21 protein-coding genes are annotated in these 19,512 nt (G+C 61.6%); 15 read left to right on the top strand and 6 right to left on the bottom strand.

What is annotated here, in order from left to right:
* The first annotated feature begins 9 nt into the window (after positions 1–9).
* Both ntrB and RL_RS29135 read left to right on the top strand, forming a co-directional pair.
* Positions 10–903: a nitrate ABC transporter permease gene (gene ntrB, locus RL_RS29130; RefSeq protein ID WP_011654372.1), complete on the top strand. Its 894-nt coding sequence runs from the start codon at positions 10–12 to the stop codon at positions 901–903.
* A gap of 11 nt (positions 904–914) precedes the next feature.
* Positions 915–1,712, top strand: coding sequence for an ABC transporter ATP-binding protein (locus tag RL_RS29135; protein ID WP_011654373.1), 798 nt, complete (start codon positions 915–917; stop codon positions 1,710–1,712).
* 83 nt (positions 1,713–1,795) lie between these two features.
* On the opposite strand, the gene RL_RS29140 is transcribed toward RL_RS29135, so the two are convergent.
* Positions 1,796–2,470 (bottom strand): GntR family transcriptional regulator, encoded by a 675-nt coding sequence (locus RL_RS29140; protein WP_011654374.1) that lies wholly within the window; start codon positions 2,468–2,470, stop codon positions 1,796–1,798.
* A 340-nt stretch (positions 2,471–2,810) separates the two neighbouring features.
* On the opposite strand from RL_RS29140, the gene RL_RS29145 reads away from it, so the two are divergent.
* The 9 genes from RL_RS29145 to RL_RS29185 are packed head-to-tail and all read left to right on the top strand — an operon-like array spanning position 2,811 to position 11,375.
* On the top strand, positions 2,811–3,938 hold the full coding sequence (locus RL_RS29145; protein WP_011654375.1) for a BMP family ABC transporter substrate-binding protein: 1,128 nt from the start codon (positions 2,811–2,813) through the stop codon (positions 3,936–3,938).
* A 20-nt stretch (positions 3,939–3,958) separates the two neighbouring features.
* The gene (locus RL_RS29150) at positions 3,959–5,086 is read left to right on the top strand and encodes an ABC transporter permease (RefSeq protein ID WP_011654376.1); all 1,128 of its coding nucleotides are present in this window, start codon (positions 3,959–3,961) and stop codon (positions 5,084–5,086) included.
* The gene (locus RL_RS29155) at positions 5,086–6,012 is read left to right on the top strand and encodes an ABC transporter permease (protein WP_011654377.1); all 927 of its coding nucleotides are present in this window, start codon (positions 5,086–5,088) and stop codon (positions 6,010–6,012) included. The genes RL_RS29150 and RL_RS29155 overlap by 1 nt, the downstream gene beginning before the upstream one ends.
* Positions 6,013–6,024: 12 nt before the next feature.
* Positions 6,025–7,041 carry a formamidase gene (locus tag RL_RS29160; RefSeq protein WP_011654378.1) on the top strand — a complete coding sequence of 339 codons (1,017 nt, stop codon included), beginning with the start codon at positions 6,025–6,027 and terminating at the stop codon, positions 7,039–7,041.
* Between the two features lie 11 nt (positions 7,042–7,052).
* Positions 7,053–7,754: a biuret amidohydrolase gene (locus RL_RS29165; protein ID WP_011654379.1), complete on the top strand. Its 702-nt coding sequence runs from the start codon at positions 7,053–7,055 to the stop codon at positions 7,752–7,754.
* The gene (gene atzD / locus RL_RS29170) at positions 7,754–8,809 is read left to right on the top strand and encodes a cyanuric acid amidohydrolase (RefSeq protein ID WP_011654380.1); all 1,056 of its coding nucleotides are present in this window, start codon (positions 7,754–7,756) and stop codon (positions 8,807–8,809) included. The genes RL_RS29165 and atzD overlap by 1 nt, the downstream gene beginning before the upstream one ends.
* Position 8,810: 1 nt before the next feature.
* Positions 8,811–10,361 (top strand): ABC transporter ATP-binding protein, encoded by a 1,551-nt coding sequence (locus tag RL_RS29175; protein ID WP_011654381.1) that lies wholly within the window; start codon positions 8,811–8,813, stop codon positions 10,359–10,361.
* On the top strand, positions 10,361–11,029 hold the full coding sequence (locus tag RL_RS29180) for a cysteine hydrolase family protein (RefSeq protein WP_011654382.1): 669 nt from the start codon (positions 10,361–10,363) through the stop codon (positions 11,027–11,029). Before RL_RS29175 ends, RL_RS29180 begins: the two co-directional genes overlap by 1 nt.
* Positions 11,022–11,375 (top strand): cupin domain-containing protein, encoded by a 354-nt coding sequence (locus RL_RS29185; RefSeq protein WP_011654383.1) that lies wholly within the window; start codon positions 11,022–11,024, stop codon positions 11,373–11,375. The genes RL_RS29180 and RL_RS29185 overlap by 8 nt, the downstream gene beginning before the upstream one ends.
* A 51-nt stretch (positions 11,376–11,426) precedes the next feature.
* On the opposite strand, the gene RL_RS29190 is transcribed toward RL_RS29185, so the two are convergent.
* The 4 genes from RL_RS29190 to RL_RS29205 all read right to left on the bottom strand — a co-directional run bounded on the left by RL_RS29190 (position 11,427) and on the right by RL_RS29205 (position 14,447).
* On the bottom strand, positions 11,427–12,218 hold the full coding sequence (locus tag RL_RS29190) for an amino acid ABC transporter ATP-binding protein (protein WP_011654384.1): 792 nt from the start codon (positions 12,216–12,218) through the stop codon (positions 11,427–11,429).
* Positions 12,215–12,883 carry an amino acid ABC transporter permease gene (locus RL_RS29195; protein WP_003538527.1) on the bottom strand — a complete coding sequence of 223 codons (669 nt, stop codon included), beginning with the start codon at positions 12,881–12,883 and terminating at the stop codon, positions 12,215–12,217. The genes RL_RS29190 and RL_RS29195 overlap by 4 nt, the downstream gene beginning before the upstream one ends.
* Positions 12,880–13,521, bottom strand: a complete 642-nt coding sequence (locus RL_RS29200; RefSeq protein ID WP_028743130.1) for an amino acid ABC transporter permease — start codon at positions 13,519–13,521, stop codon at positions 12,880–12,882. The genes RL_RS29195 and RL_RS29200 overlap by 4 nt, the downstream gene beginning before the upstream one ends.
* A gap of 98 nt (positions 13,522–13,619) precedes the next feature.
* Positions 13,620–14,447, bottom strand: a complete 828-nt coding sequence (locus RL_RS29205) for a transporter substrate-binding domain-containing protein (RefSeq protein ID WP_011654386.1) — start codon at positions 14,445–14,447, stop codon at positions 13,620–13,622.
* A 227-nt stretch (positions 14,448–14,674) separates the two neighbouring features.
* Here RL_RS29205 and hutC point away from each other — a divergent pair, with 227 nt between their 5' ends.
* From hutC to RL_RS29225, 4 genes are all read left to right on the top strand, one after another.
* Positions 14,675–15,382, top strand: a complete 708-nt coding sequence (hutC, locus tag RL_RS29210) for a histidine utilization repressor (protein ID WP_011654387.1) — start codon at positions 14,675–14,677, stop codon at positions 15,380–15,382.
* A gap of 29 nt (positions 15,383–15,411) precedes the next feature.
* Positions 15,412–16,350: a LysR family transcriptional regulator gene (locus RL_RS29215; protein WP_011654388.1), complete on the top strand. Its 939-nt coding sequence runs from the start codon at positions 15,412–15,414 to the stop codon at positions 16,348–16,350.
* Positions 16,351–16,463: 113 nt separating this feature from the next.
* Positions 16,464–17,819, top strand: a complete 1,356-nt coding sequence (locus RL_RS29220) for an LLM class flavin-dependent oxidoreductase (RefSeq protein WP_011654389.1) — start codon at positions 16,464–16,466, stop codon at positions 17,817–17,819.
* Positions 17,816–18,355: a flavin reductase family protein gene (locus tag RL_RS29225; protein ID WP_011654390.1), complete on the top strand. Its 540-nt coding sequence runs from the start codon at positions 17,816–17,818 to the stop codon at positions 18,353–18,355. The genes RL_RS29220 and RL_RS29225 overlap by 4 nt, the downstream gene beginning before the upstream one ends.
* Here RL_RS29225 and RL_RS29230 read toward each other — a convergent pair.
* Complete coding sequence (locus RL_RS29230) at positions 18,332–19,495, bottom strand: aminotransferase (RefSeq protein WP_011654391.1); 1,164 nt, start codon at positions 19,493–19,495, stop codon at positions 18,332–18,334. The genes RL_RS29225 and RL_RS29230 overlap by 24 nt on opposite strands.
* Positions 19,496–19,512 lie beyond the last annotated feature (17 nt).

A 19,512-nucleotide genomic window follows, 5' to 3' on the forward strand; every position in this document is an offset into this window, starting at 1 on the left:
AGCACGTCGATGTCCGCCCTGGCAAATAAAGAAAATCCTTCCACGGCCGCCTCTGCCAAGCTGGCGGCAAAGGTTCTGCCATTTTCCGGCAAGCATGGATCGCGGATCGATTTTCGTCGAGCGGCACTGACCGCACTTCGCAACGTCGTTCCGCCACTCGTCGTGCTGGCACTCATCCTGCTCGTCTGGCAGGTGCTCTGTTCATCGGCGGATGCGTCTTTGCCCTCGCCGCATCGGGTCTGGCAGGATAGCTACGACCTGATCGCCTATCCGTTTTTCAACTACGGCTCCCAGGATATCGGGCTCGGCTGGCGCGTACTCATTTCGCTGCAGCGCGTTCTCTATGGCTTTGGCCTTGCCGCGGTCACCGGAGTCATCGTCGGGGCGATCATCGGCCAGTCGGTCTGGGCGATGCGTGGCCTCGATCCGATCTTCCAGGTGCTGCGCACGGTTCCGCCGCTCGCCTGGCTGCCGCTGTCGCTCGCAGCCTTCCAGGATTCCAACCCCTCGGCGATCTTCGTGATCTTCATCACGTCGATCTGGCCGGTGATCATCAACACCGCCGTCGGCGTCCGCAATATTCCGCAGGATTACCGCAATGTCGCCGAGGTGCTGCGCCTCAACCAGTTCGAGTTTTTCTGGAAGATCATGCTGCCTTCGGCAGCGCCTTACATCTTCACCGGCCTCAGGATCGGCGTCGGCCTCTCCTGGCTCGCCATCGTTGCGGCCGAAATGCTGACGGGCGGCGTCGGCATCGGCTTCTTCATCTGGGACGCATGGAACTCGTCGCGCCTTCCGGACATCATCGTCGCGCTCGCCTATATCGGCATCGTCGGCTTCGCCCTCGACAAGCTGGTGGCAGCACTCGGCAAACTCATCACCCGCGGCGCCATGGCCAACTGAGGAACGCACCTATGAACGCCTATCTGAAGCTTGATCATATCGACAAACATTTCGATCGGGGTGGCGTGCGCGCCGAGGTCCTGAAGGACATCAACCTGACGATTTCCGCAGGCGAATTCGTCTCGATCATCGGCCATTCGGGCTGCGGCAAGTCCACCCTGCTCAACCTCATCGCCGGCCTGACGCCGGTTTCGGCAGGCGCCGTGCTGCTTGAAAACCGTGAGGTCAACGGACCCGGTCCGGAGCGCGCCGTCGTCTTCCAGAACCACTCGCTGCTGCCCTGGCTGACGGTCTACGAGAACGTCAATCTCGCCGTCTCCAAACTCTTCAGCCGAACGAAGACCAAGGCCGAGCGGCATGAGTGGGTGATGGCCAACCTCGACCTCGTGCAGATGGCGCATGCGAGGGATAAGCGGCCTTCGGAAATTTCAGGCGGCATGAAACAGCGCGTCGGCATTGCCCGCGCGCTTGCAATGGAACCGAAGATCCTGCTGCTCGACGAACCCTTCGGCGCGCTCGATGCGCTGACCCGCGCTCATCTTCAGGACGCGGTGATGGAAATCCACGCCCGGCTTGGCAACACAATGGTGATGATCACCCATGATGTCGATGAGGCGGTGCTGTTGTCCGATCGCATCGTGATGATGACCAACGGCCCGGCGGCCCGCATCGGCGAAGTGCTCGATGTGACCATGCCCCGTCCCCGCCATCGCATCGAACTCGCCTCCGACCGGACATATCTCAAATGCCGTGAAGCCGTGCTGAAGTTCCTCTACGAACGCCACCGCTTCATCGAAGCGGCCGAGTAGAGACCGGGAAATAACCGCAGCGTTTGCCGGTCGTGGTTTTCTCGCCTTCGTAGCGGCGCCTGATTTCAGACGTCGCGCCCTCTTTACTCCCCGGGCGTTGCAAAGACCGCGCTGGCATCGCTGACAATTTCCACATGGGAATATGCCGCCTGCCCTGCGGCTGCGGCGTCCGCACGCATGATCGCGGTGACGATCCGGCCGTGCTCCTCATAGGATTTTGCCAGACGCCCGGGCAGGCGGAACTGCGCCCTCCGAAAGGGTGCGAGCCGCGCCCGTGTCTGCGTCACCATCTCGAAGACATGATCATTATGCGCGCCACGATAAAGCCGGGTGTGGAATTCGGTGTTGTGAGCCGAATATTCTTCTTCCGCGCCGGCATGCACGAGCCTCATCGATCCCCGATGCTCCAACTCCAGCGCGCGCCGCTCGTCGACCGTCATACGCTCGGCCGAGAGCCTGGCGCAGATCGCTTCGAGTTCCGCCATCGCTTCGAACATCGAATGCAGATAGGCTTCGGTGACATTGGTAACGACCGCACTGCGGTTTGGCTCGCGCGCGATCAATCCCATGGCGCCCAGCTCACGCAGAGCCTCGCGCACCGGCGTGCGCGAAACGTCGAAACGAACCGCGAGCGATACCTCGTCCAACTTCGCGCCCGGCAGCATTTCACCTGTAACGATCATGTCGGCAATCGCCCGCACCATCTGTTCGACGGTGGTTCCGGTGCGGATCACTTCTCTGCGCCTAGTCTGTTTCACGATACGAATCTGCTCACCTCAACACTCTGCATACAGATGACGTTCGAGACTCGATAAGTCAAATCGGACGGCGAAGATATTGTTAAATTTTCGCTTTCTGATGCAGGAGATACCTCGGATAACTCGACTTCGTGCCAACTACGCAGTCACGATGAACAAGAAATATCTATTGATTACTTTTTACGCAAGAATTCGATCAATCTGTATGCACTTTGCAATGCGAAAGTCTTTCTGGAATGGATAAACTATAAAAAACAACAGATTAATTTCTGGCACATGCATTGCATGCACTTTTCTGTACCCGTTCACAACCGGCCCAGCGCCACAAGGAGCATTTCCGATGACCAAACTCCTTTCCATGAACCGCCGCAATTTCCTCCAGGCTTCCGCTGCCGGTGCGCTTGCCGGCGCCATGCCGGGCCTGATCGCCTCCTCCGCCGCAGCCCAAACCGCGCTGACCGTCGGCTTCATCTATGTCGGCCCCAAGGACGACTACGGCTACAACCAGGCGCATGCCGAAGGTGCGGCCGTCATCAAGGCGATGCCTGGTGTGACGCTGGTCGAAGAAGAGAACGTGCCGGAGACCGTCGACGTCCAGAAGACGATGGAATCCATGATCAACCTGGATGGCGCGACCCTGCTCTTTCCGACCTCCTTCGGCTACTTCGACCCACACATGCTGGCCGTGGCCGCCAAACATCCCGACATCCAGTTCCGCCACTGCGGCGGCCTCTGGCAGGAAGGCAAGAACCCGGCCAACACGGGCTCCTATTTCGGCTATATCTTCCAGGGCCAGTATCTGAACGGCATTGCCGCCGGCCATGCGACGAAGAGCAAGAAGATCGGCTTCGTCGCCGCCAAGCCGATCCCGCAGGTTCTGCAGAATATCAACGCCTTCCTGCTTGGCGCGCGCACAGTCGATCCTGGTATCACCTGCCAGGTGATCTTCACCGGCGAATGGTCGCTCGCCGTCAAGGAGGCCGAAGCCACCAATGCGCTGGTCGACCAGGGCGCCGACGTCATCACCTGCCACGTCGACAGCCCAAAAGTGGTCGTCGAAACGGCTGCCGGCCGCGGCGCCTTCGTCTGCGGCTATCACGCCAACCAGAGCCCGCTTGCTCCCGAAAAATACCTCACCGGTGCCGAATGGGCCTGGGGCAACGTCTACAGCGACTTCGTCAAGAAGGCGCAGGCCGGGGAAAAGCTCGGCAACTTCGTGCGTGGCGGCCTGAAGGACGGCTTCGTGAAGATGAGCGCGCTCGGCCCCGGTGTGCCCGCGGAGGGCCGCAAGGCCTTCGAAGCCACGCAGGCCGACATGATGAAGGGCGGCTTCTCGGTCTTCAAGGGACCGTTGAAGGACAATAAGGGCGACACTGTCGTGGCTGCCGACAAGAGCTACGCCGAAGACGCGATCGAGCTCGAAAGCATGAATTATCTGGTCGAGGGCGTCGTCGGGTCCACGGCGTAAACCGCGAAGGGAGAAGCGCCATGACCATCGAGGCCAATGATCCCGCAATAGCCATCGCGGAAAAACCGGCTTCCCTGCGCCCCGTCCTCGAATGGATCGCGCGGCGGGCCGAGCCCGTTGTCATCGGCCTCGCGGCCATCCTGATCGGTCTTGCGCTCTTCTCCCTCTTCATCCTGGCGGTCGGCAAGTCGCCGGTCACTCTCTTCCAACTGATGTACACCGGCGGCTTCGGCAGCTGGTTTTCGGTGCAGAACAGCTTAAGTCGTGCGGCACCCCTTCTCCTGACGGCACTCTGCGTCGCCCTGCCCGCCCGTCTCGGCCTCGTCATCATCGGCGGGGAAGGAGCGGTCGTGCTGGGCGGCGTTGCCGCCGCGGCCATGGCTCTGCCGCTGGCCGGCACCGCGCCTGTCTTCCTCACCCTCATTCTGATGGCGATCGCCGCCATGGCGGTCGGCGGCATCTGGATCGGCCTTGCCGGTTTCCTGCGCCACTATCGCGGCGTCAACGAAACCATCTCGTCGCTGCTGCTCTCCTATATCGCCATTGCCCTGATGAACCAGTTCGTCGAAGGGCTGCTGCGCGATCCGGCAAGCCTCAACAAGCCGTCGACCAGGCCACTGCCGGCGGAATATATGCTCGGCAATATTCCCGGCATGGACGTGCATTGGGGCCTGGTCATCGGCATCCTCGCCTGTGTGGTCTCCTGGATCGTGATCGAGGCCACGAGCTACGGTTTTGCCGCCCGCATCGCCGGCGGCAACGTGCGCGCCGCGCAGATCCAGGGACTGCCGGTCGGCAAGCTGATCGCCGGATTTACCGCGCTTGCCGGTAGTTTTGCCGGCCTGGCGGGCATGATCGAAGTGGCGGCGGTGCAGGGAAGTGCCAACGCCTCGCTTGCCGCCGGCTACGGTTATACCGGCATCCTCGTCGCCTTCCTCGCCAGGCACAATCCGCTGGCGATCATTCCGGTGGCGATCCTGCTCGGCGGCATCGACGCCTCGGGCGGCCTCATCCAGCGGCGTATGGGCCTGCCGGATGCGACGGTTCTGGTGCTGCAGGGCACGCTCTTCATCGTCATTCTGTTCTGCGAGACCTTCTACGGCCGCTTCAAGATCTTCAATCCCGACCTCTGGAAAAGGAGCTTCTGATGGAAGAGACAGGCATCGGCATCTGGGGCGTGCCGCTGGCGATATTCGCAGGCGCCATCCGCGTTTCCACACCGTTCATCTTCGTCAGCCTCGGCGAGACGATCACCGAACGCTCCGGCCGCATCAATCTCGGCCTGGAAGGCACGCTCGTCTTCGGCGCCATGACGGCCTATGCGGTGGCTGTCATGACCGGCTCGCCGACCCTCGGCGTGCTGGCCGCAATGGTGGCGGGCGCGATCTTCGGCCTCATCCACGGCTGGATCTGCAAGTTCCCGAAGGTCAACGACATCGCCATCGGCATCGCCATGATGCAGTTCGGTCTCGGCATGGCGTTCTTCCTCGGCAAATCCTTCATCCAGCCGGTGGCGCCGAAACTGCCCTCGATCGCACTCGGCGGCTGGTCGAGCACTCCGCAGATCCAGGCAGCACTCAATATCAACGTGCTGTTCTTCATCGGCGCGGCACTTGCCCTCTTCCTGTTCTGGGCCTTCAAGAACACCCGCATCGGCCTGATCCTGCGCGTCGTCGGCGACAGCACCGACGCGGCCCGGGCCATGGGCATCAACCCGGACCGGGTTCGCTTGCTGGCGACGGCAGTGGGCGGTTCGCTGGCGGCAATCGGCGGCGCCTATCTCTCGCTCTACTATCCGGGCTCATGGAACGAAGGCATCTCGTCGGGCCAGGGCCTGATGGCCGTGGCCCTCGTCATCTTCGCCCGCTGGAACCCGATCGGCTGCTTCCTCGCTGCCCTGCTTTTCGGCGGCGCCGGCGCGCTCGGCCCGGCGCTGCAATCGGTCGGCGTCACACAAGGCTACTACCTTTTTTACGCCGCGCCTTACGTGCTCACCCTCGTCATCCTGATCGCCACCTCCTCGCCCACCCGCTCGCTAGCCGGTGCGCCGGGCGCGCTGTCGCTCACGAAATAACGGAGCTTTCCGATGAACGGACTTGGCGGTCTCAACAAATCCGAACACGGCGTCGGCATCGGCCTCGTTCAGCTCCAGCTGCCGGTGACCGTCACCAAAGCGGATCTGGCAAAACAGACGCAGGTGATCGTCGATCTGGTGGCCAAAGCGCGGCGCAACCAGCCGGGCATGGACCTCGTCGTCTTTCCCGAATACGCGCTGCACGGCCTTTCCATGGACATCAATCCGGAGATCATGTGCACGCTCGACGGGCCGGAGGTCGCGGCCTTCAGGCAAGCTTGCAGCGACAACCGGATCTGGGGCTGCTTCTCGATCATGGAGCTCAATCCCGGTGGCATGCCCTACAATTCCGGCATCGTCATCGACGACCAGGGCGAGCTGAAGCTCTATTACCGCAAGATGCATCCCTGGATCCCCGTCGAGCCGTGGGAGCCCGGCGATCTTGGCATCCCCGTTATCGAAGGCCCCCGAGGCGCCAAGCTCGCGCTGATCATCTGCCATGACGGCATGTTCCCGGAGATGGCGCGCGAATGTGCCTATAAGGGCGCCGAAATCATGATCCGCACCGCCGGCTACACGGCGCCGATCCGCGATGCCTGGCGCTTCACCAACCAGGCCAACGCCTTCTGCAACCTGATGATCACCGCCAATGTCTGCATGTGCGGCTCGGACGGCACGTTCGATTCCATGGGTGAAGGCATGATCTGCAATTTCGACGGCGCGATCATCGCCCACGGCACCTCCGGCCGCGTCAACGAGATCATCACCGCAGAGGTGCGCCCCGATCTGGTGCGGGAGGCCCGGCTCGGCTGGGGCGTGGAGAACAACATCTACCAGTTCGGCCATCGCGGCTATGTCGCCGTCGCCGGCGGCGCCCAGGATGCGCCCTACACCTACATGCACGACCTTATCGCCGGCAAATACCGCCTGCCATGGGAAGACGAGATAAAGGTCAAGGATGGCACGTCCTGCGGATTTGACAAGCCGATGCGCCGTTACGGCGAACCCCTCAAACCTGCCGCGGAATAGGAGAGAGAATGATGGACGCGATGGTCGAAACCAACCGGCATTTTATCGACGCCGATCCGTATCCGTGGCCCTATAACGGAGCTCTGAGGCCTGACAATACCGCCCTCATCATCATCGACATGCAGACGGATTTCTGCGGCAAGGGCGGTTATGTCGACCACATGGGCTACGACCTGTCGCTGGTGCAGGCGCCGATCGAACCCATCAAACGCGTGCTTGCCGCCATGCGGGCCAAGGGTTATCACATCATCCACACCCGCGAGGGCCACCGCCCCGACCTCGCCGATCTGCCAGCAAACAAACGCTGGCGCTCGCAACGGATCGGGGCCGGCATCGGTGATCCCGGCCCCTGCGGCCGAATCCTGACGCGTGGCGAACCCGGCTGGGACATCATCCCCGAACTCTACCCGATCGAAGGCGAGACGATCATCGACAAGCCCGGCAAGGGTTCGTTCTGCGCCACCGACCTCGAACTCGTCCTCAACCAGAAACGCATCGAGAACATTATCCTCACCGGGATCACCACCGATGTCTGCGTCTCGACGACGATGCGCGAGGCGAACGACCGCGGCTACGAATGCCTGCTGCTGGAGGACTGCTGTGGTGCGACCGACTACGGAAACCACCTCGCCGCCATCAAGATGGTGAAGATGCAGGGCGGCGTCTTCGGCTCGGTCTCCAATTCCGCGGCTCTAGTCGAGGCGCTGCCCTGATGCCGTCATTGCGTGCCCATGTCTTTCGCGTGCCAGCCGACGGCCCCGATGACGTTGCCGGCGTCGAGGCGCTCTTTGCCAGCGGCCTTCAGGCGAACAACATCGTCGCCGTTCTCGGCAAGACGGAAGGCAACGGCTGCGTCAATGATTTTACCCGCGGTTATGCCACCCGCAGCTTCGAGACATTGTTCAGTAGATATGGCGTCGACGGCGTCTCGATCATCATGTCCGGCGGCACCGAGGGTGCGCTCTCGCCGCATTGGACGGTTTTTGCGCGTGAAACCGTAGAAACCCCGGGCGAACGGGCGCTGGCCATTGGTGTGTCGCGTACCCCCGCGCTGTCCCCCGAACATCTCGGGCGCCGGGAACAGATCCTGCTCGTTGCCGAAGGCGTGAAGTCCGCGATGAGGGATGCCGGCATCGATGATCCCGCCGATGCCCATTTCGTGCAGATCAAGTGTCCGCTGCTCACCTCGCGCCGGATTGCCGAGGCCGAGGCAGCAGGCAGGACGGTCGCAACCCACGACACGCTGAAATCCATGGGCCTCTCGCGCGGCGCTTCGGCTCTCGGCGTCGCCGTGGCACTCGGCGAGATAGATGCGACATCGATCAACGATGCCGACATCTGCACACGTTTCGATCTCTTTTCCCGCTGCGCCTCAACCTCGTCCGGGGTCGAACTCACCGATCACGAAATCATCGTCCTCGGCATGAGCGCAAAATGGTCCGGTCCGCTGTCGATCGACCACGCGGTCATGCGGGATGCGATCGACGCGCATTCCGTCAGGAAAGCCCGCGAACGCCTGCCGGAAAACAGCCGGCTGGCGGCGGTTCTCGCTAAGGCCGAGCCGGACCCGTCCGGCGAGATCGACGGCAGGCGCCACACGATGCTCGATGACTCGGATATTGCAGGCACCCGCCATGCCCGTGCCTTCGTCGGCGGCGTTCTCGCCGGCATCTTCGGCATTACCGATCTCTATGTGTCCGGCGGCGCCGAACACCAGGGTCCGCCCGGCGGCGGTCCCGTCGCCATCATCGTCGAAAAGGAGCAATGAAGTGAGCACAGTCCGCGACACGCCCCTTCCGCAAGCCGGCAAGGCCGTCGGCATCGAGACGCTCGGCATGACCATGCGCTTCGGCTCGTTCACCGCGCTCGACGACGTCTCGATCGCCGTTCCGGCCGGCTCTTTTCACGCGCTTCTCGGCGAAAACGGCGCCGGCAAGTCGACGCTCGTCAAATGCATCATGGGCTTCTATCACGCCACGTCAGGCTCGCTGTCGGTCGATGGCCGCGAGGTGGCGGTTGCCTCACCCAAGGATGCTGCGGCCTATGGGCTCGGCATGGTCTACCAGCATTTCACACTGGTTCCCTCTCTGACCGGTGCGGAAAATCTGGTCATCAGCCGCACCGAAGTACCCGCGGTGATCAACTGGGCCAGGGAACGCAAGGATCTGGCGGGTTTCATGGAGCGCATGCCGTTCAAGATCCCGCTCGACAGGCCGGTGAGCGAGCTTGCGGCCGGCGAAAAACAGAAGCTCGAAATTGTCAAGCAGCTCTATCTCGGCCGCTCCTTCCTCGTGCTCGACGAGCCGACCTCGGTGCTGACGCCGGCCGAAGCCGATGAGATGCTCGGCATCGTCCGCGGGATGACCGAGCGCGGCGAACTCACCGTGCTGATGATCTCCCACAAGTTCCACGAGGTGACGAAGTTCGCTGATGCCGTCTCGATCCTGCGGCGCGGCAAGCTGGTGGGCACCGGTAAGGTCGGCGAGCTCTCCACCGCCGAGATGGCGGGGATGATGATCGGCGACGTCAAGCTCGCCGAGCTCGACAGCCGTCTGCCGGTGGCGGAAGCGGCCAAATCCGTGCTCACTGTAACCCAGGTGAAAGCTCCGGATCGCTCCGGCCTGAAGACGATCGAGATCGACGCGCTGACGGTCCGCTCCGGCGAGATCGTCGGCATCGCCGGCATATCCGGCAACGGCCAGAAGGAGCTGACGGAAATCCTGGCCGGCCAGCGCCCGACCGATAGCGGCGAGGTCATGGTCAATGGCGAGACTTACGGCGCTACCCGTGACGAGACCCGCAGGAACAGGGTGCGTTTCATCCCCGAAGAGCCGTTGCAGAATGCCTGTGCACCCAGGATGACGGTGAGTGAGAACCTTGCGTTCCGCACCTTCGACTTGAAGCTGGACGGCACGGACGCGATCTGGCTGAACAAGGGCAGCATGAAGAAGCGTGCCTCGGCGCTGATCTCCGACTTCAAGGTCAAGACGGCCTCTTCCTCCTCGCCGATCGCAGCGCTCTCGGGCGGCAACGTACAGCGTGCCGTACTGGCCCGTGAACTGACCGGCGATGTCGATCTGCTGATCGTCTCGAACCCCTGTTTCGGCCTCGATTTCTCGGCCGTTGCAGAAATCCGCGCCCGCATCATGAAAGCCCGCAATATGGGTGCCGCCGTGCTGGTGCTTTCCGAAGACCTCGACGAACTGCTCGAGATGTCCGACCGCATCATGGTCATTTCGGAAGGCAAGCTCGTTTACGAGACACCGGCGCGTTCGGCCGATATCGGCGTGATCGGCGCCCACATGGCGGGACATCACTGATGGCGAAGATCAAGGCAGAACCCTTCGCCTTTCCGGTGAAGCACGATGAGCTCGCGCTCATCGTCATCGACATGCAGCGCGATTTCGCCGAGCCGGGCGGCTTCGGTGCAAGCCTCGGCAATGATGTCAGCCGCATCACCAGGATCGTGCCCGATGTCAAACGCCTGATCCAGGGCTTCCGCAATGCAGGCCTGCCTGTGATCCATACGATGGAGTGCCACCGGCCTGATCTCTCCGACCTGCCGCCGGCCAAACGCGACCGCGGCAATCCTGCGCTCCGGATCGGCGACGAAGGCCCGATGGGCCGCATCCTGATTTCGGGGGAACCCGGCACGGCAATTCTTCCGGAACTCGCTCCTGTGAAGGGCGAAGTCGTCATCGAAAAGCCCGGCAAGGGCGCCTTCTACGCGACCGACCTCGGCACCGTGCTGCAGCAGAAGGGCATCAAGCAGCTCGTCTTTGCCGGCGTCACCACCGAAGTCTGCGTGCAGACGACGATGCGCGAAGCAAACGACCGCGGTTATGAATGCCTTCTCGCCGAGGAGGCGACGGAAAGCTATTTCCCCGAATTCAAAGCCGCCGCCATCGCCATGATCCGCGCCCAGGGCGCGATCGTCGGCTGGACCGCGCATGTCGACGACATTCTGGAAAGTATCGCCCATGCCTGAAACGACCCGCGAACGCCTGACGTCAGGCGGCTGGAAGGAGCTGGAGTTCGGCCCTTTCCGCGATGCTGTCACCATCCACTGGATCCGCCCCTTCGAGGGCGACCAGCCGGGCGTGGCGCTGTTGAAATATGAGCCCGGCGCCTCCGTTCCCCGCCATCGCCACGAGGGGCTCGAGACCATCCTGGTGCTCGATGGCGTTCAATCCGACGAGACGGGCGATTACATCCGCGGCAGTTATATCGTCAATGCGCCGGGCAGCGAACACTCGGTCTGGAGCGATACCGGCTGTGTCGTGCTCATCCAGTGGGACCGGCCCGTGAAAATACTCGAAGAGGAAATTGCGTGAAGCCGACACCGGCTGTGGAGGTCTGTCCGACGATCGGGAAGGACATGAACGTCACAGCAGCATCGAAGCTCCGCGATCGATATAGGTATCCAGGAATTGCTCGAGCCGGGGGTTTCTCGGCCGCTTGAAGACGTCCTGCGGCGGTCCGGTGAACAGCACCTTGCCGTGATCGAGAAAGACGATCTGCTGGCCGACCGTTGCGGCAAATCCGATCTCGTGGGAGACGACGACCATCGTCATACCCTCGGCAGCGAGATCTCGCATGACGTTCAGCACTTCGCCGGTCAGCTCGGGATCGAGTGACGAGGTCGGCTCGTCAAACAGCATGATCTTCGGGTTGAGGGCAAGCGCCCGGGCAATAGCGACGCGCTGCTGCTGCCCTCCCGAGAGCTGCGACGGGTAATGCCCTGCCTTGCCCTCTAGGCCGACCTTGACGAGCTGGGCCATTGCCCGCTCCTCAGCATCCCTGCGGCTCATCCTGTGAACGGTCTTCAGCGCTTCGCTGACATTGCCGAGCGCCGTCATATGCGGCCAGAGATTGAACTGCTGAAAAACCATGCCGATCTGCGATCGAATTTGCCGGTTCACTGCGGCGGGCACCCGCTCCCGGACGCCCTTGGCGTTTTCCGCAAAGCCAAGCACCTCGCCGTTGACGGTAATCGTCCCCTTGGTCGATTCCTCGAGAAAGGCCATGCAGCGCAGCAGCGTACTCTTGCCGGAACCCGACGGGCCGATGACGCAGGAAACCTGCCCCTGAACGATATCGAGGTCGATGCCGTGCAGCACGGTGGAGCCGCCGAAGGTCTTGACGAGATTTTTGACTGTGATCGCAGGAACGCTCATATGTTGAAAAACCTGAATCTGGTGAGTTTCGTTTCGGCGAGATGACCGAGCCAACCGGTGATTTCGACCAAGGCCCAGTAGAACAGGGCGAGCACGAAGAGCGCTTCGACGAAAGCATATTGCTGCGAGCCGATGGCGCTCAGCGTCGCCGTCAACTCCGGCACGGTAATGATGGACAGCACGGCCGTCTCCTTCATCAGGATGACCGTCATGTTGACCGAAGGCGGCAGCACGAGCATGGTCATTTCCGGCAGCAATATGCGTCGGATGATCTGTCCTTGTGTCAGGCCAACGCATATCCCGGCCTCGATATGTCCCTTCGGGACGGCGGCAAAGCCCGAGCGGAATATCTCACTGAAATAAGCCGCGCCGTAGATGGAAAGGCCGATGACGCCTGCCGGGATCGGATCAAGTGACAATCCGACGAAGGGGCCGCCGTAGTAGACGAGGAATATCTGAATCAGGAACGGCGTGCCGCGGAGCACCGCGATGACGATGCCGAACGCCTTGTCCAGCATGACGCCGCCAAAACGTCTGGCGACGGCGACAAGGAAGCCGAGCACGGCAGCGGCCGGGGTGGTGATGATCCAGATGACGATGGTGACCCAAGCACCGCTGAGGATTTCCGGCAAGTTGCTGAAGATCACATTGATGTCGAAGGTCATCGCGGCACTCCTGGCAGGGAGCGTTCGACGAGGCCGCCCGCAAGAGCAACGATCCAATTGATGACGAGATAGATCAGCCCGGCGGAAGCGAAAATCTCGAGCGGCAGGAAGGTGCTGCCGGCAAGGTCCTGGGCCATGCGCGTCAACTCGATGACCCCGACGACCGAGACCAGCGAAGACGCCTTCAGGATAAGGATCGCTTCGTTGACGAGCGCCGGAAAGGTCAGGCGCAGGGCGATCGGCGCCTTGATGCGGCGGAAGATCTGAACGGGTGTCATGCCGACCATTTCGGCAGACTCGACCAGGCCCGCGGGAACGCTGGAAAAACCGCCGCGCAGATTTTCAGCCTGATAGGCTGCAGTACACAGCGAAAGACCAATGATAGCCGCAACGATGCTCGGCACGTTGATGCCGATCGCTGGCAGCAGGTTATAGATCAGCAGCAGTTGCACCAGCAGCGGCACGCCACGAAAGAAACTGATAAAAATCCGCGCCTGCAGCGCCAAGAGCCGTTGCCGCGACAGCAGCATGGCGGAAACGACGATGGCGATCGCAAAGCCGATCAGGATAGAAACCACGCTGATCGTCACCGTGTAGATCGCGGCTTGCAGGAGCAGTTCGAAAAGCTTGATGGACATGGGCGGTGTTTGCCTGGGCGCTGCGGCCGTGAACTCTGATGCCACGGCAGATTGCGCCCCGACCGATGGCGGGGCGCGTTCGTTTCACCGGCAGCCAATCAGAATGCCGGGTCCTTGACGGCATCAGGCGTATCGAAAGATGCACCGAACCACTTCTTCTGTAGCTCAGCCATGCGCCCGTCTGCCTTGATCTTGAGCATCGCGGCATCGATCGCATCCATCAGCGGCGCGTGATCGGCATCCTTGAGACCGATGAAGCCGAAATAGGACTTCTTGCCGAATGGCGGCAGGACGACTTCGAACGTGCCTTTTCGCTGGCTGGCGACGAAGGCGATATTGGGCAGCGAATTGGCAACGCCGGCAATGCGCCCGGCTGCGAGATCGGCGTAGGATTCGGTAAAGGCCGGATATTCGCGCACATCGACCTTGGTTGGCAGCGTCTCGGAGAATTCCTTCAGCTGGTCGAGCTGAGCAGTTGCCTTGCCGACGCCGATCTTCTTGCCGGCAATATCTTCCGGCTTGCTGATCGTCGTATCACCGGCCTTCTTCAGGATCGCAATCGTCGCTTCGGCGATCGGCGGCGTGAAGCGATAGCGCTCCAAGCGCTTCTTGGTGATCGTTGCAGGGCCTGCGACGACATCGAATTTGCCGGCCTCGAGCGCCGGGAAGACGCCATCCCAGGGAAGGGCTACCCACTCGATCTTGACGCCGAGTTCCTTGCCGATCTCGGCAAAGAGGTCGACGTTCAAACCGGTGTGTTCACCGGCATCGATATAGTCGAACGGTGCGAAAGCCGTTTCGGTGCCAACCTTGAGGGTGCCGGCTGCCTTGACGGCTGCCAGCGTGTCGGCTGCATGGGCGGAAACGGCTGCTCCGATGAGGAACGCAGCGCCGACCAGACCCTTCAGCAGTGAATGTGCCTTCATGATCATCTCTCCAGTTTTTATTCCCCCGGCGGAGGAGTTTTGGTTCCCGACTTCGATTTCCTCTGCGCGGACTTCTGTGCTCCGCTTTTGACTATACAAATAGATATAGGCTGGCCTAGAGTGTCAATGTAAAAGACGAGGAACGCAAAATTTGTGCCGGATGGCGTCGGTCTCGCTGGCATGACCGTTGCGGATTCACGGTCGCTGACGCCGGATGAGGTACGGGCTTGGTGTCGATTTATCAGCGCATTTTCACGGATATCGAGACGAAGATCGTCAGCGGTGATTGGCGGCCCGGCGACCGCATTCCCATCGAGCACGAGCTGGTGGCCGAATATCGGTGTTCGCGCATGACGGTCAGCAAGGCGCTGTCGGCGCTGGCCGAGCGCGGTATGATCGTCAGGCGTCGCAAGACCGGTTCGTTTGTCGCATCGCCCCAGATCGACCGCACGGTGATGGATATTCAGGATATCAGCACCGAAGCGGAACTGGCCGGGCACGAACACCGCTTCGAAATCCTCGCCCGCACGGTCGAGCGCCTTGGAGAGGCGGAGGCGCAGCTGCTGTCGGAACCGGCCGATGCGGAAGTCCTCAGGCTTCAATGCCTGCATATCGTCGATGGCAGACCGAATGCCATCGAGCGGCGGGTCATCATGCTCGACGCCGTGCCACGGGCGAGAGAAGAGAGCTTTGCTTCAATTCCGCCCGGCAAATGGCTGCTTGACGAGGTGCCCTGGTCCAAGGCCAAACATGTCATTCGTGCCGTCTCGGCCGATACCGTGACGGCCCGAATCCTGCAGACGGAGAGGGGCGAGGCCTGCCTTAGCCTGATCCGCCAGACCTGGCAGAACGGGCGCACGGTGACATATGTCGAGATTACCCATCCAGGCGACCGGTTCCAGTTTGCTGGGACGTTTCACCCGACGGCAATTTGAGTTGGCGAAAATCACGAGAGGCTCCGTAAGTGATCGATGAGCGCTTCAAGACGATCCCGCTGAAGGGCTTGCAGGCCTTCGAGGCGGTGGGGCGCTGCGGCGGCGTGACGGCCGCGGCACTGGAGCTCAACGTCTCGCCGGGAGCAATCAGCCAGCAGGTTCACAAAATCGAAAGCTTCCTTGGCGTTTCGCTTCTCGAGCGTAGCGGACGAACCGTCGAGCTGACTGCCTGGGGCAGGCTCTACCACCAGGAGATATCGAAGGGATTTGAGCAATTCGCGCTCGCCGGGCAACTGCTGGAAAAGGCGCGCAATGAGACAGCATTGGTTCTCAGTGCGCTTTCCTCCGTCGTCAACAAATGGATCGGCAGGCGCATCTTCGACTGGCAGGCGCTTCATCCCGACGTGCAGGTGAGGATCATCGGACGCGACAGAGAGCCCCGCATCGGCTTCGACGATATCGATTTCCGCGTGAGCTACGGGTCGGACGTGCTGCAGCACGAACATTATACCGAACTGTTTCGCGATTGGGTGGTGCCTGCCTGTTCGCCGGCGCTGATGCAGGATCGCGCGCATGCGGCTCGCGATCTCTTCGAACTGCCCCTCCTCCATGTCGAGTGGGAACGGCACTTCACCCCCTACCCGAGCTGGGCGGAGTTCGCCGCCAAGGCCGGTGTCTCCTTCGACGCGTCAACGCCAGGCCTTTCCTTCACCCTGTCGAGCAGTGCGATTGACGCGGCCGTCAACAAGCGCGGCGTCGTTCTCGCGCAGATGTCGATGATATCAGATGAGCTCGAGGCGCAAACCCTCGTCATTCCCGTCGACCTGCGCATTGCGCTGCGTGAAAGCTATTTCCTCGCCTGGGATCGGGCCGCCTTGCAGAAGCCCCATGGGCGCGAATTCCGCGATTGGCTCGTCGCTATTTCCCGTCAGCAGGCTCTGGCATCGGCGCCCAAGTCAACACTTTAGAAAAACTAAAACGGAACTCAGCTACGCGATATTGATGAAAATTTGCGCCTGGCGATAATTTGCGCAGTCGCCCTCCACCGTTGGCGGCGTGGCCGACATAGCAGGAGAGCTCGATGGCGCGAACTGACAAGATGAAACTCGGGACTTTCGTCTATACGTTCGGCTTTCATCCTGCCTCCTGGCTGCATCCGGCAAGCGACGTCAACGGCGCCAACGACTTCGCTCATCTGCTCGATGTCGCCAAACGATCCGAGGCGGCCAAGTTCGATTTCATGTTCATGGCGGATTCTCCCGCCGCCGCCGTCGGCGATCCGAAGGCGCTTGCCCGCATTCCGACCAAGATGAACCGCTTCGAACCGCTCTCGCTGCTTTCGGCTCTGGCAGTCACTACCAACGATCTCGGCCTCGTGGCGACGGTCTCGACGAGTTATTACGAACCATACAATGTCGCGCGCCTGTTCGCCTCGATCGACCATTTGAGCAAGGGCCGCGTCTGCTGGAACGTCGTCACGTCAGATCACGACGAAACCGGCTACAACTTCAATCGCGAGGGGCTTGACCCGCATGCGCTGCGTTACGAGCGCGGCAACGAGTTTGTCGATGTCGTGTTCGGCCTCTGGGACAGCTTCGAAGAAGGCGCGCTGCTTCTCGACCGTGAAAACGGTGTCTACTATGACAAAGACAAACACCACACGCTCAATCACAAAGGCAAGCACTTCCAGGTTCGCGGCCCCCTCAACATCGCGCGAACGCCCCAGGGCCGCCCGGTCATCGCCCAGGCGGGCGGTTCGGAACCTGGAATGGACATGGCGGCACGCACGGCCGAGATCGTCTTCAGCCTCGCATCGAATATCGACCGCAACCGGGCCTTTTATGAAAACGTCAAGCGCCGGATGCCGGCCCATGGTCGCGATCCCGACGACCTGAAAATCATGCCGGGCATCGTGATCAACGTCGGTGAAACCGAAGCCGAGGCAAAGGCAAAGGTGGATTATCTGATCGACAAGATGCATCCGGATGTCGGTCGGCTGATGCTCTCGGAATTCCTCGAGGCGGACCTGCGCGATGTCGCTCTCGACAAGCCCTTCCCCATGGATCGGCTGCCGGCAGCACCCAAGGGATCACGCGCCTTGTTCGACGAGCTGGTCGACTTCGTCAGAAGCGGCCGCACCGTCGGCGAACTTATCCGGCACTATGCCGAGAAGCATACCGGAAATGGCATGACAGGCACGCCGGCCCAGATTGCCGACTTCATGGAGGAATGGTTCGACACGCGCGCCGCCGACGGCTTCATCCTGATGTTTCCGACCCTGCCGTCCAGTCTCGACGACTTCGTGCGGTTGGTCCTGCCCGAGCTTCGCCGCCGCGGCCTGTTCCGTGAGGAATACGAGGGCAAGACCTTGCGCGAAAACCTCGGTCTTTCCATGCCTGTCAACCGCTTTGCCAAAACGAAAGAGCCGGCCCGATGACTGCCGAAGCTCTGATCAGCGAAGCGGATTTCAAGCTTTCGATGCGTCATCTGGCGGGTGCGGTCAGCGTGATCACGGTCGGCGACGGGCAACACCGCACCGGCTTCACGGCAACGTCGGTCTCCTCGCTTTCGGCGGAGCGGCCGTCCGTCATCGTCAGCGTCAACCGCGCCTCTTCCTCATGGCCGGCGCTGCAGCACTATGGCTGCTTCTGCGTCAACGTGCTCGCCGCCGACCAGCAGCAGGTGGCGCAATCCTTTGCCGGTCTTGACGGGCGAAAGGGCGCCGAACGCTACGGCGATGCGGGATGGTATCGCCTCAAGACCGGCGCGGCCGCCCTTGAAAATGCCCTTACGGTGCTGGACTGCAAGCTCGAAACCGCATTCCACTATCATTCCCATGCCATTCTGGTCGGGCATATCTGCGCGATCGAAATCCGGCAGGGCATAGGGCCGCTGCTTTACTGGCGCGGTGGCTACCATGAACTTCCGGCAGACGTCGATCGCCGCAACCTAGCGAAGGCGCTCGGACAATAGCCCAATCGAGGCGACATCCGCATTGGCAAAGGCAAGTCTGAGGTATCGTTCCTGGCCCTCGCCGAAATAGGCGCCGGGCAAACAAACGATGCCGGATTCCTTGGCGAGCTTTTCGGCAACCTCGGAAGACGATCGATCGGCGTAGGGATGAAGGACAAAGGCAAAATAGGCGCCGATCGCTCCAATCTCCCAATCCGCCAGCCCGGAGAAGACCTGCCTCAAAGCGTCCGCCCGGCGAGCAATCTCCAGCCGGTTGCCGGCCCGCCAATCGGCGAGCGCGGGGATCGCCGATGCAACGGCGATCTGAGCCGACCGCGGCGCGCAGATCTGCATATTGTCCATTACCTTGGCGATTTCGGCGATCAGTTTGGGCCCTGCCGTAATTGCACCCAGCCGATGACCGGGGATGCAGAAGGACTTCGAAAAGCTGTAGAGAAGAACGAGCGTCTCCTCCCAATCCGGCTCGGAGAGAAGAGAGTGCGGCCGGCCGTAACCCTCGCCGAGGAAATCGCGATAGGTTTCGTCGAGGATCAGCCAGGCGCCATATTTTCGGCAGAGAACGAAAAGCTCATGAAGCAGGCTCGGCGGATAGACGGCGCCGGTGGGATTGTTGGGTGTCACGACGGCAAGCATCTTCGCGCCGGCCGCAAGCGCCGCTTCAGCCGAACCCGGATCGGGAAGAAACCCGCTGGCGGGGTCACAATCGACCAACCGGCGCTCGATCCCAAGCATGGATAGCGTCGTGTCGTAGTTGAAATAGAAGGGATTGGTCAGCGCCACCGTATCGCCCGCGCCCGCAAGCGCGATCGCCGTACACATGAACGCCTGATTGCAGCCGGCGGTAATGTGGATATTACCGGCGGAAAGGTCGGCGCCGTAAAGCGCGGCAAGATGAGCCGCGTAGGCCTTGCGCAATAAAGGTTCACCTTCGATCGGCCCGTAACCCGTCATGGCCTGTTGCCCAGCCGCTTCGCCCAGAAGCCGCAGCATCTCCGGATGCGCGGGATAGCCGGGAACAGCTTGCGAGAGGTCGATGAGCGGTCCTTTTTCTCCTTTATATTCGCGGCTCCAGGCGACGACGGAAGGAATGGGCGGGGCAGAGAGGCGGGCAACGAGGGAATTGGGTTTTGCAGCGATCATATCGATTTCTCTTTGAT

The sequence above is a fragment of the Rhizobium johnstonii 3841 genome (assembly GCF_000009265.1).
GTDB lineage: Bacteria > Pseudomonadota > Alphaproteobacteria > Rhizobiales > Rhizobiaceae > Rhizobium > Rhizobium acaciae.